The organism is Rhodococcus sp. IEGM 1305 (genome assembly GCF_030058635.1).
GTDB lineage: Bacteria > Actinomycetota > Actinomycetes > Mycobacteriales > Mycobacteriaceae > Rhodococcus_F > Rhodococcus_F opacus_D.
The window spans coordinates 64,947-76,641 of record NZ_JASHKX010000031.1; the positions used below are offsets into that span (position 1 = coordinate 64,947).

Here is an 11,695-nt window from a genome sequence, read left to right on the forward strand (position 1 = left end):
GGTTAACAAGTACTCACGGGCGGGACGCATCCTCTTCGGTGAAGTTGGGGGTCAGCCGCAGTTCCGCCAACGGCACCTCGCGGTCGGGGCTGCGGACCTCGACGCGCACAGCTTCGCCGGTCGCGTCGTCCCGCATCCCGATCGGCGCACCGCGCTTGCCCTGGAGGTACTTGTCGCCCCACTGCATCAGCGCGAGCACGGCAGGTAGAAGGTCACGCCCCTTCTCGGTGAGCACGTATTCGTAGCGGGTGCGCTGCCCGGGCTCCTTGTAGGGTTGCCGCTCGAACAGGCCCTCGGCCGTCAGTTCACGCAGTCGGGACGCCGCCACGGCCTCGGTGATGCCGACCCGTTTCGCGAAGTCGTCGAATCGCGTGGTGCCGTAGTAGGCCTCGCGCAGGATCAGGACGGCCGAACGCGTGCCGATCACGTCCATCGCCTTGCCGATGGAGCAGTGCGTCGCCCGCCAGGTGTCGCGATCTGCGAGAAAGCCGTCCAACCGTGCCGCGTCCATGCACCTCAGCATAGCTGACTTGCAAATTCCATAGTCAGCAGCTACAACTTCCAGGACAGGTGCGACAGCCCGCTGGCGTCGAGTTCGAGCCCACGCGGAGTCGACACCAGCCGCAGCAGCACCTCCTGACATCCCGGGCACCGCACGACGACACCGGGCGCGCGCGTATAGACGTGCACGGCCGCCATCGGTCCGTCGAGACCGCAGAACCGGCACTGTCCGGTCGCCGCGGTGAGGTCGTGAACGAAGATCTCCGCGAACGGCCCGCCGAGAACGTTCCCGTCCTCGAAGTCGTTGCCCTGCAACGTACTCATCGACAATTCCTTCCTCCGGTCACGGCCCCGAGGGACCGAACCGCTCCGTCTTGATGTCGTCCGGCGAGTGCCCGAGCGAGAGCAGCAGGCGAGCCGCCTCCTCGACGAATCCGGTGGGCCCGCACACGAAGCAGCGCGGCGCGAAGTCCGCCGGCCATCCCCACGCCGCGAGATCGGCGGCAGTGATCCGACCCGCCGGGCGCCGCGGCGAGTCCTCGCGAGTGTGGAGAACGAACGTCTCGACTCCCCCGTCGCCGCTCCCGGGCCTGTTCAGCTCGTCCGCGAACAACTGGTCGGCCCGCGTCCGGAGGGAGTACACGAGCCGGAACGGCGTGCGGTCGTGGCGGAACCGGCGCTCGCGAACCATCGACATCAGCGGCACGATCCCCGACCCACCCGCGACGAGAAGCACCGGCGCGCCGCCACCTTCGCGCGGCGACCACACGAACCAGCCACCGATCGGTCCGCGCACCTCGATCAGATTGCTCGCGGCGAACACGTCGGTCAGATACGGAGACACCTCGCCGTCCGCCACCCGCTGGACGACCAACTGCAGTCGCCACCCGTCCGGTGAACGCTCGGCCGGCGACGCCAGCGAGTAACTCCGTTCGGTGGTGTATCCGTCGGGACCGGTCAGGCGGAGATCGACGTGCTGCCCGGCGCGATGCCCAGGCCACTCCGGGACCTCGAGGACCAGGGCCCGCGCACTCGCCGTCTCGGGCCACGACTCGACGAGTTCCGCCACTCGCCAGCTGAGCACCGCCCGGCCCAGAAGTTCACTGGTCACCCTGATACCTCTGCTCCCGCCACGGGTCGCCGCGATCGTGGTACCCGAGTTGTTCCCAGAAACCCGGGACGTCCTGGGTGGCGAGCTGGATCGACCGAACCCACTTCGCGGACTTCCACAGGTAGAGATGAGGCACGAGCAGACGGGCCGGACCCCCGTGCACCGGCGTGAGTGGCGCGCCCTCGTAGGTGTGCACGATCCACGCCTTGCCGCCGAGGATGTCGGAGACGGGAAGGTTGGTGGTGTAGCCGCCGTCGCATCCGACGAGGACGAATCCCGCGGACGTCTCGACGTCCGCGAACAGGGTGTCGAGGGAGACGCCCTTCCACGAGGTTCCGAACTTCGACCATCGCGTGACGCAGTGGAGGTCGACCGTCGGCCGCTCCTGCGGGAGCTTCATGAATTCGGCCCACGACCACTCGTGGCGCCGGCCGGTCTCGTCCGTCACGGTCAGCGTCCACGTCTCGGTCGGGACGCGGGGCGTCGGTCCTGCCGAGAGGACCGGGAAATCGCCGACCTCGTACTGCCCGGGCGGAAGAGAGTGCTCGCTGCGAGGTCTGCCGTGGAAGCCGGGGGTCAGAACAGCCATGCCTCACGTTAGGACCGCCGCGGGGTCTTCGCAGCGCAAACCGGCGATCCGAGTCGCCCATCACACCTGACTTGCGTTAGTCATAGTCAGGTGTAGATTGCTGACTATGGCCCTCAATAGTCAGGTGCGTGAGGAAGTGCGGGTCGGCCCGCTCCTCACCGTCCTCTCCGGCGCGCCGTTCGTCGCCAGCCTCGATCTGTTCGTCGTCAACGTTGCGTTCGGCGACATCGCGGCGAGCTATCCCGGGTACAGCCTCGGCGACCTCAGCTGGGTGCTGGGCGGCTACGCGATCGTGTTCGCCGCACTCCTGGTTCCGCTCGGACGCTGGGCCGACCGCGTCGGCCGCCGGCGCGGATTCCTTCTCGGGCTGGCGCTGTTCACCGCGGCCAGCGCGGCATGCGCGCTGAGCCCCTCGCTGTGGCTGCTCGTCGCCTTCCGACTCCTTCAGGCCGTCGGTGCGGCCGCCCTGACCCCAGCCAGCCTGGGACTGCTCATCAGCACGGTCCCCGAAGCCAGACGTGCGGGCGCGGTCCGGATCTGGGCCGCGTCGGGTGCCGCGGCCGCGGCCTTCGGACCCGTGGTGGGTGGCCTGCTCGTCGAGGCGTCGTGGCGCTGGGCCTTCCTGATCAACGTCCCCATCGGAATCGCGTTCCTGATCGCCACCGTCCGGTTGGTCCCCGACTTCCGCCCGACCGCCCGCGACGCGGACCTCGACCTGTTCGGCGCTGCACTACTGACCGTCGGCATCGGCGCCCTCGCACTCGGGCTGGTCCAGGGACCCGACTGGGGCTGGGGCGACCCCCGAATCGCGCTCGCGTTCACCGTCGCTGCCGCGTCGGTCGCACTGTTCTGGTGGAGAAACAGCAGGCAGCGCGAGCCGCTCATCGAACCCGCCATGCTGAAGGTGCGGACGTTCGCCTGGTCGAACGTGACGGCGCTCGCGTTCAGTGCCGCCTTCGCAGCCGGCCTGCTCGCGAACATCCTGTGGCTGCAGCAGGTGTGGGGGTACTCCGCGCTGCTGACGGGTCTCGCGATCGCGCCGGGCCCATTGATGGTGCCGGTGTTCGCCGTGGTCGGCCAGTTCCTGTCCCGCAGGTTCTCGGCCGGAGCGATCACCGCAGCGGGCAGCGCCCTGTGGGCGGCCGGCGCCGTGCTCGTTCTCTCGTCCGTCGGGATGGAACCGCAGTACGCGTCGGAACTACTGCCCGGCTGGATGATCGCCGGTGTCGGGGTCGGTCTGGCGTTGCCGACGATCCTGTCGTCCGCCACCGCCGGACTACCGCAGTCGCGCTCGGCCACCGGTAGCGCCGTCGTCACCATGAGCCGTCAGGTCGGAACCGTGCTGGGCGTGAGCATGCTGGTCGCCCTCCTCGGTACGACCGCCGGTGACGAAGACACCCACGCCGCGTTCCAACTCGCCTGGTCGGCGGTGGCTGTGGTGGCCGTCGTCGCCGCACTCACCGCCACCCGGATGAATCCACCCCGTGAGTACTTGTCAACCGCCCGCGGTTGACAAGTACTCACAGCACCGAAAGGAACGATCATGAGAGACGCCGTCATCGTCGAGGCCGTCCGCACGCCGATCGGTAAGGGCAAGCCCTCGGGCGCCCTGCACGGAGTGCACCCCGTCGACCTTCTCGCCCACAGCCTGTCGACCCTCGTCGAGCGCACGGGAATCGATCCCGCGCTGATCGACGACGTCATCGGCGGCACCGTCACCCAGGTCGGGGACCAGAGCCAGAACATCACCCGCAGTGCGCTTCTGGCCGCCGGATTCCCCGAATCCGTGCCCGGCACGACCGTCGACCGGCAGTGCGGCAGCAGCCAGCAGGCCGTTCACTTCGCCGCGCAGGGCGTGATGTCGGGTGCCTACGACATCGTCGTCGCCGCCGGTGTCGAATCGATGGGCCGAGTTCCGATGGGATCCAGCAGCATCGGACGCGAATCGATGGGCGTGGGCTTCGAGCGCCGCTACCCCGACGGCCTCGTCCCGCAGGGAATCAGCGCCGAACTCATCGCCGCCCGGTGGGGACTGTCCCGCACCCAGCTCGACGAGTTCGCCCTGCGCAGCCACCAGAAGGCCGCGGCGGCAACGAGTGCCGGGAACTTCGCGAAGGAACTCGCCGTCCTGCCGGAACTGAGCGTCGACGAGGCCATCCGGCCGGACACGACGCTCGACGCACTCGCCGGCCTGCGACCGGCCTTCCGCAGCGACTTCTACGAGGAGCGGTTCCCGCAGATCGACTGGTCGATCACCGCGGGCAACAGCAGTCCCCTGTCCGACGGAGGTGCGGCGCTGATGATCACCACGAGTGAGATCGCGGGACGCCTGGGACTGCGGCCGCTGGCCCGGCTCCACAGCTTCGCCGTCGTCGGCGACGACCCGCTGATGATGCTCACCGCCGTCATTCCCGCGACACGCAAGGTGCTGCAGCGCAGCGGACTCGACATCTCCGACATCGACCTGTTCGAGGTCAACGAGGCGTTCGCGTCGGTGGTCCTGGCCTGGGCGGCAGACACCGGAGCCGACCTGGACCGCGTCAACGTGCACGGCGGCGCGATCGCGCTCGGACATCCACTGGGGGCCAGTGGCGCCCGCATCATGACCACGCTGGTCAACGCGATGGAGCAGCGCGGGGCCCGGTTCGGGCTGCAGACCATGTGCGAGGCCGGCGGACTCGCCAATGCCACGGTGCTCGAACGACTCGTGTGACGCGGCAGTAGTCCACCTCAGCCGTTTCGGCGGGCGATCGCGTCCCCCACCGCACGCAGCGACTCTCGCAGCGAGTGCGGCTGGAGCACTTCGACTCCCCCGCCGAGAACGGTCATCTGCTCGAGCGCCACGTCCTCGGCCTCGAGCACCAGGTCGACGGTCACCCAGCCGTCGTCGTCCGGCGTTCCGGCTTCGACCCGTGCGGCCTCCACACCGACCACCCGGGGCAGCCGGCGCCACGACGCGGGCGACAGGCGCACCCGGCACCGGAAACGCAGGAGCGCACGATCGAATTCGGCCACCGACGCCGACCACCACGCACCCAGATCGAAGTTGTCGGGCCGCACCGCCGCTTGTTTCAGCACGGTCGCGTCACTGATCCGCGACACGCGATACGACAGCGTCCGTCCGCGGTGCTGCGCAACGAGATACCAGACACCGGCCTTCGCCACCAGCCCCAGGGGGTCGAGAGTTCTTGCCGCCGAACGGCTCCCCTTGCGGTAGCGGATGCCGAGGCGCCGACCCTCGAGCACCGCGGACGCCACCACCGGGAGCTCACCGTTGTCGCGTGGTCCGTCGAACCAGCCGGGGGCGTCGACGTACAGGCGATCTCGCCACAGCTGAGCCCCGGCGCGCAACGGGACCGGCAACGCCCCCAACAGCTTCGACTGCGCCGCAGCGGTGACGTCGCGAAGACCGAGATCGTCGGCGATCGACGGGACACCGAGCAACATCAACGCGGACGTCTCCTCGCCCGTCATGCCGCCGAGTTTCGACTGCCAGCCGTCGAGCAACCGGATTCCGCCGCCGGGCCCGCTCTCCGTCCACAACGGCACACCGGCCGCCGACAACGCCGTGACGTCGCGATACACGGTGCGGACCGAGACCCCGAGCTCGTCCGCGAGTTGCTGCGCGGTGGCCCCGCGACTGCCCTCCAGACGGAGCATGACCTCGACGAGCCGACTCGAACGCATGCTCCGATTCTAGTGAAAATCCCTGACAGTAGATGTCAGGGATAGGAGAGCACACTGGTCGGCATGACCAACTGGACGCAGTTCGAGACCGAAGCACCCGACCTCGCCAAGGCTGTCGCCGCACGCTTCGAGGCGCACAAGCACCACGTACTGGCGACGCTCCGCAAGGACGGTTCCCCGAGGGTGAGCGGCACCGAGGTCGAGTTCTACGAAGGCGCGTTACTGCTCGGCTCGATGGTTGGTGCACGCAAAGTACAGGACCTGCAACGCGATCCGCGATTCTCTCTCCACAGCAACCCCGGTCACCACACGATGGACGGCGGCGACGCCAAGATCAGCGGCCGCGCACAGGAGATCCTCGGGGAACGCAAACTGCAGATCCTCGCGCACTACCCCGACGAGATCCCCGAGGCGGACGTCTTCGAACTCGGCCTCGACGAGGTGGTGCTCACCACCGTCGACGGCGACCACCTGTACGTCGATCTGTGGCGACCGGGTGCGGAGGTCACCCGGTTCACCAAGTGACGGTTACTGCGTGACGGCGAATCCGAAGCCGAGGGGGCAGGTCGCAACGCCGTTCTTGGCAGGACCGTCCGGATCGTAGGTTCCGCCGGGAATCAGGTGGGCGGTGAAGCCCGGCAGATCCTTCTCCGGCCCTTCGGCGGTGCCCTTCTCGTTCACGAGGGGCCCGGACGTGCCGACTGTCGGCGCTTGACCAATGTTGAGGTAGGTCACCTGAGCGTCGGTGGTCGCGCCCTCGGGAGCATCGAAATCCCACTCGACCAGGTCGCCTTCCTCCTTCTCTACGATGATGCTCGGATCGCCGCTGCAGTTCGCCAGCGGGTCGGGCATGAACGGCGCGGCGGAGGCGGTGGCCGGTGCTGCGAAGAGGGCGGCCGCACCGAGTGCGGCAACGGCGACGGGTCGTGCGAACGCTGCGAGAGTGGACATGGTGTTCCCTTTCGTGAGTCGTCCCGCAACGATTTCCCGCCGCGATACCGGACGAAACAGACAGGGCGCCTACCAGGTGACGTTCTCGGCGCAGTGGCGTCCGTTGGCGGTGGATTCCACCTGCACTGTCGCGTGCGAGAGCAGGTGGCTCTCGAGGACGGTCCGCGCCGATTCGAGGACGACGGACGAGTCGGCGTCCGTGGTGAGGTGGACGGTGGCCACGTCCATTCCCGTCGTGAGCGTCCATATGTGGAGGTCGTGCACGCCGGTGACCCCGGGCAGCGCTTCGAGGTCGGCCTGGACCGATTCGACATCGACGTCCTCGGGGGACGCCTGCGTGAGGATGCGCAGCGACGCGGCGGCGAGTTTCATCGCCCGCGGCACCACCCACAGCGAGATGAGGACACCGACGATGATGTCGGCGTAGGTCCAGTCGAACGCCAGCACGACGCCGCCGGCGATGAGCACGCCGACGCTGCCGACGGCGTCCGCGAGCACTTCGAGGTAGGCGCCGCGGACGGCCAGGCTGTCCTTGGAATCGGCGCGCAGCATCAGCATCACCACGAGGTTCGCGGCGAGTCCGACGGATGCGGTGAGGATCAGCGCCATGCCGGGAAGGTCGGGGGCGTCGCCGATGCGGGAGATCGCCTCGTAGAACACCCAGACCGCGACGGCGAGCAGCATCGCGGCGTTGGCCATGGCCGTGAGCACTTCGGCGCGATGCCAGCCGAAGGTCCGGGCCGCGGTGGCACTGCCCTTGCGTGCCAGGAGAAGTGCGACGAGCCCCATCGACATTCCGACGACGTCGGTCAGCATGTGCCCGGCGTCGGCGAGCAGCGACAGCGAGTTGACGGTGAGACCGACGACGACCTCGAGAACCAGGAACGCGAGGAGGATGACGAGAGCGATCACCATGCGGCGGATCCGACCCCGCGACGGGCCTACCTCACCGCTGCCTTGCGTATGGCCGTGCGAATGGCCGTGACCGACTCCCATGGGTGAGCCTCCTCCCGAGTTGTGCCGATCATATGCGTACATACGCATATGTTCAACAGCGTGCTCGGGCGGTCAGAGCTCGGGACGATAGGCCGGCTTCTCCACGGTGGGCGGCAGGGTGGCGATAGCCGAGATGCGTTTCAGCCCTGCAACCTGCAGAAGGTCGACGGTCAGCGACCGGATCTGCGCGAAGACGACCGTGGCCGACAAGCCCGCGTTCTCCACCAGTTCCGGCTTCAGTCCAGACGCCACCGAACGCAGCACTCGCGCCGCCTCGGCCTGATCGGGTTGCTGACCGGGGTCGGCGAGCGCCATCTGCCGGAGGGTTTCCAAGGCGTGGGCGAGTTTCTCCACCTGGTCGACGAGCCGTGGGTTGAGAATCTCGTCGTCACGCACCAGCGTGAGCGAACGCCGCGCGAGAACCCGGATGTTGCGCAACGCATTGTCGAGTGGGTCCGCGGCCGCGGTGAGTCGTTCGAGCCGGCCGCGGGTGTTCCAGTACAGCGGCGAGATTCGGCTGATCTCACGGCCGCCGGCGAGGTGGGTCCGCAGCGTGTCGATGGACGCCTGCGTTGCCCTCGCCTTTTGGAGGGCCTTCTCGATAGGCTTCTCGTCGTTGGCCACCAGACCGTCTGCCACCAGCTGCATCACCTCGGACGCCGTCCCGAGAACGTTCGCGGCGTACTTCCGCGCCCGCCCCACGGGATGCGTGGGGATCAGCGCGACGACGGCGATCCCCACCAGACCACCGGTCAAGGCGTCCACCATGCGGTCGATACCGGCGGTGCCGCCGGGTGGCAGCAACGTCGCCACAAGCACCGCGGAGTTACCCGCCTGCATCGAGAAGATCGGTCCGCTGTTCAGCAATACGGCCGCGGACATCGCCAGGATCACGACGAGAGTGATCTGCCAGGTACCGCTCCCGATGACGGAGACGATGAGGTCGCCGACCCCGATCCCGATCGTGACACCGGCCACCAACTCGACGGAACGGCGCAGGCGGGCGCCGAGAGACAGCCCCAGCGACACCACCGCCGCGATCGGCGCGAAGAACGGCGTCGGGTGACCGATCACCACCGTCGCCACCCACCAGGCGGCGCCGGCAGCGATCGCGCACTGCAGGATCGGCAGTGCCGACACCCGCAGTCGCTGGGCCGAAGTCCTCAGCCCGTCCCGGCCACGGACTTTCGCCGAGCTGAGGGCGCTAACCGACGCCAAGCGCTTCGGCGGCTCGGGGATCGCAGTCCTCGAGCAGATCGAGGCACCGCGCGTACTCGTCCGTTTCGCCGATCGCCTTCGCCGCCTTCGCCAGCACGGCGACGCACCGGAGGAAACCACGGTTGGGTTCGTGGCTGTACGGAACCGGGCCGAAACCCTTCCACCCGTTGCGACGCAACTGGTCCAGTCCACGGTGGTACCCGGTGCGCGCGTAGGCGTACGCCGCGATGGTCTCGTCGGCCTGGAGGGCCGCCTCGGCCAGGTAGGCCCATGCGATGGATGCGGTGGGATGGGCGGCTGCGACGGAAGCCGGATCCTCGTGGTTCAACAGGGCCGACTCGGCCTCGTCGTCCCCGGGGAGCAGCGTGGGCTGTGGTCCGAGAAGGTCACCGAAAGACGTCATGCGCCTATTGTGCCCCCGCCGCGGCGCCGTCACTGCGTCGGCCCGCGTCCGCGACGCGCCCTGTCGCGGTCTCCGATGACGCAGGATGTCGTTAGGCTGCCCCCAACGTTCATTTCTCTGCAGACCGAGGGGCAGCGAGTGCAGGACCCGAAGAAAGACGAATCGACTCAGAAGCCGGCCGCGGACACACCGTCCGGCCCGGCCGCGGCCGGCACCACCGCCGGCAAGGGTGCCGACGGCGCCGACGCGACCGCGAAGCCTGCGAAGACCGCGCAGCCCGCGGCGGACGCAGAGCCCGCCGCACCGAAGTCGCCCGCGCCGAAGCCCCCGCAGAAGAAGGCGCCCGAGAAGGTAGCAGAGAAGAAGGCCGACGAACCGCAGCCCGAATTGCCCAAGCCTCCGGCACCACGCCCACGAGCCGAGACACCTCAGGCCGGCCCGGACTCTGCCGCGAAACCCGTGGACAAGGCATCCGAGGCGGCCACCACCGCGATCCCGACGCAGAAGAGCGTGCCGGCAGCGGGCGACGCCGCGACCGTGAAGATGCACCGCACACCCACCACACAGAACCCGACGGCGCAGGGGCAGGCGACACCGCCGTCCGACGATGAGACGGTCGCGATCCCGGTGACGAAGCCCGCCGTCCCGGCGACGCCGCCGCCGCCCCGACCTGCCGCCGCCCAGACGAACCAGCCTCAGAACGCGCGGCCCGTGCCCCCGCCGCCGGCTCCCCCGCGGCCGGCGTCCGCCCCGCCGAAGGCCGCACCGCAGCGGGTGCTGCCGCCCCAGCAGAGCGCGCCGCAGCGCGTCGCCGCGGCGCAGCAGCCTGCGAAGAAGCACGGCAAGGCGTGGCTGTTCGCCGCGATCGCCGCCGGCGTCATCGTCGTCGCCGCCATCGCGGTCGCCGGCGTGATCGTCTACAACAACAACCAGGCCGAGAACTCCCCCGAGGCCCAGGTGCAGGGAACGATCGACACGTTCGTCGCGGCCCTCACCCAGGGCGATCTGGCGACGCTGCGCACCAGCACCTGCGGCAGCCTCGCCGAGTACTACCAGGGCATCTCGGATCAGGATTTCGCCGAGGTCCACCAGGTCGCCGTGAACCAGCAGAACATTCCGGTGGTCGGCGGCGTCGACGCCGTGCAGATCACCGGCGACAGCGCCATCGCCCAGGTGAAGGCCCACACGGCCGCCAACCCCGGCGAGCAGTCGTGGCGCACGTTCAACCTCGAGAAGGTCGACGGCACCTGGAAGATCTGCGACCCCCGATAAACGACTGTGCGCCTTTCCGGTAGCGGTGGCTACCGGAAAGGCGCACGGGCGCGAAGCGCCTATCCGGAGACGGAACGTCCCGCGGACTTGAGGTCGTTGCAGGCCTCGACGACACGGGCAGTCATGCCGGCCTCGGCCTTCTTCAGGTAGCTGCGCGGGTCGTAGACCTTCTTGTTGCCGACCTCGCCGTCGACCTTCAGCACGCCGTCGTAGTTGGTGAACATGTGACCCACGATCGGACGGGTGAACGCGTACTGGGTGTCGGTGTCGACGTTCATCTTGACGACGCCGTAGTTCAGCGCGGCCTCGATCTCCGACTTCAGCGAGCCCGATCCACCGTGGAAGACGAAGTCGAACGGCTGCGAGCTCTCGGACAGCCCCAGCTTGGCGGCGGCGACCTTCTGGCCGGTCTCGAGCACCTCGGGACGCAGCTTGACGTTGCCCGGCTTGTAGACGCCGTGCACGTTGCCGAACGTCGCGGCCAGCAGGTACTTGCCGTTCTCGCCGGTGCCGAGGGCGTCGACGGTCTTCTCGAAGTCCTCGGGCGAGGTGTACAGCTTGTCGTTGATCTCGGCTTCCACACCGTCCTCTTCGCCACCGACGACGCCGATCTCGACCTCGAGGATGATGTTGGCGGCCTTCGCCTTCGCGAGGAGTTCCTTGGCGATCTCCAGGTTCTCGTCGATCGGGACAGCCGAACCGTCCCACATGTGGGACTGGAACAGCGGGTTGCGGCCGGCCTCGACGCGCTGCCGCGAGATCTCCAGCAGCGGGCGGACGAACGTGTCGAGCTTGTCCTTGGGGCAGTGGTCGGTGTGCAGGGCGATCGTGACGTCGTACTTGGCAGCGATCACGTGCGCGAACTCGGCGAGTGCGACCGCGCCGGTCACCATGTCCTTGACGCCCAGGCCCGAACCGAACTCGGCGCCACCGGTCGAGAACTGGATGATGCCGTCACTGCCGGCGT

The 11,695-nt window shown here is 68.6% G+C and carries 14 protein-coding genes; 4 read left to right on the forward strand and 10 right to left on the reverse strand.

What is annotated here, in order from left to right; all coding sequences use genetic code 11:
• Positions 1–13: 13 nt before the first annotated feature.
• Genes QM693_RS29215 through QM693_RS29230 form a run of 4 tightly spaced genes read right to left on the reverse strand, consistent with a single transcriptional unit; the run spans position 14 to position 2,201 of the window.
• Positions 14–511, reverse strand: a complete 498-nt coding sequence (locus QM693_RS29215) for a winged helix-turn-helix transcriptional regulator (protein WP_095867104.1) — start codon at positions 509–511, stop codon at positions 14–16.
• Positions 512–552: 41 nt separating this feature from the next.
• The gene (locus QM693_RS29220; RefSeq protein WP_005238458.1) at positions 553–825 is read right to left on the reverse strand and encodes a DUF6510 family protein; all 273 of its coding nucleotides are present in this window, start codon (positions 823–825) and stop codon (positions 553–555) included.
• 19 nt (positions 826–844) lie between these two features.
• Entirely contained in the window at positions 845–1,612 is a 768-nt protein-coding gene (locus QM693_RS29225; RefSeq protein ID WP_283354064.1) for a ferredoxin reductase, read from the reverse strand.
• A complete protein-coding gene (locus QM693_RS29230) occupies positions 1,602–2,201 on the reverse strand; it encodes a sulfite oxidase-like oxidoreductase (protein WP_283354065.1) in 600 nt (199 codons plus the stop codon). The genes QM693_RS29225 and QM693_RS29230 overlap by 11 nt, the downstream gene beginning before the upstream one ends.
• A gap of 106 nt (positions 2,202–2,307) precedes the next feature.
• Here QM693_RS29230 and QM693_RS29235 point away from each other — a divergent pair, with 106 nt between their 5' ends.
• Positions 2,308–3,714: an MFS transporter gene (locus QM693_RS29235; protein WP_283354066.1), complete on the forward strand. Its 1,407-nt coding sequence runs from the start codon at positions 2,308–2,310 to the stop codon at positions 3,712–3,714.
• Positions 3,715–3,744: 30 nt separating this feature from the next.
• Positions 3,745–4,914 (forward strand): thiolase family protein, encoded by a 1,170-nt coding sequence (locus QM693_RS29240; RefSeq protein ID WP_283354067.1) that lies wholly within the window; start codon positions 3,745–3,747, stop codon positions 4,912–4,914.
• Positions 4,915–4,931: 17 nt separating this feature from the next.
• Here QM693_RS29240 and QM693_RS29245 read toward each other — a convergent pair whose 3' ends face one another.
• A complete protein-coding gene (locus tag QM693_RS29245; RefSeq protein ID WP_283354068.1) occupies positions 4,932–5,888 on the reverse strand; it encodes a helix-turn-helix transcriptional regulator in 957 nt (318 codons plus the stop codon).
• Between the two features lie 63 nt (positions 5,889–5,951).
• On the opposite strand from QM693_RS29245, the gene QM693_RS29250 reads away from it, so the two are divergent.
• Positions 5,952–6,413, forward strand: a complete 462-nt coding sequence (locus QM693_RS29250; protein WP_280784143.1) for a pyridoxamine 5'-phosphate oxidase family protein — start codon at positions 5,952–5,954, stop codon at positions 6,411–6,413.
• Between the two features lie 3 nt (positions 6,414–6,416).
• Here the strand turns inward: QM693_RS29250 and QM693_RS29255 are convergent, their stop codons facing one another.
• The 4 genes from QM693_RS29255 to QM693_RS29270 form a co-directional block, all read right to left on the reverse strand.
• Positions 6,417–6,839 (reverse strand): hypothetical protein, encoded by a 423-nt coding sequence (locus tag QM693_RS29255; protein WP_283354069.1) that lies wholly within the window; start codon positions 6,837–6,839, stop codon positions 6,417–6,419.
• A 69-nt stretch (positions 6,840–6,908) separates the two neighbouring features.
• The gene (locus tag QM693_RS29260; protein WP_283331583.1) at positions 6,909–7,835 is read right to left on the reverse strand and encodes a cation diffusion facilitator family transporter; all 927 of its coding nucleotides are present in this window, start codon (positions 7,833–7,835) and stop codon (positions 6,909–6,911) included.
• 72 nt (positions 7,836–7,907) lie between these two features.
• On the reverse strand, positions 7,908–8,975 hold the full coding sequence (locus QM693_RS29265) for an FUSC family protein (RefSeq protein ID WP_283331584.1): 1,068 nt from the start codon (positions 8,973–8,975) through the stop codon (positions 7,908–7,910).
• Positions 8,976–9,039: 64 nt separating this feature from the next.
• Positions 9,040–9,456, reverse strand: coding sequence for a DUF3151 domain-containing protein (locus QM693_RS29270; protein ID WP_005260038.1), 417 nt, complete (start codon positions 9,454–9,456; stop codon positions 9,040–9,042).
• Between the two features lie 138 nt (positions 9,457–9,594).
• Between QM693_RS29270 and QM693_RS29275 the strand changes: the two genes are divergently transcribed.
• Positions 9,595–10,728, forward strand: coding sequence for an Rv0361 family membrane protein (locus QM693_RS29275; protein WP_283354070.1), 1,134 nt, complete (start codon positions 9,595–9,597; stop codon positions 10,726–10,728).
• A gap of 59 nt (positions 10,729–10,787) precedes the next feature.
• Here the strand turns inward: QM693_RS29275 and fbaA are convergent.
• Positions 10,788–11,695: class II fructose-bisphosphate aldolase (fbaA, locus tag QM693_RS29280; RefSeq protein ID WP_283354071.1), on the reverse strand; the 908-nt coding region annotated here is incomplete at its 5' end.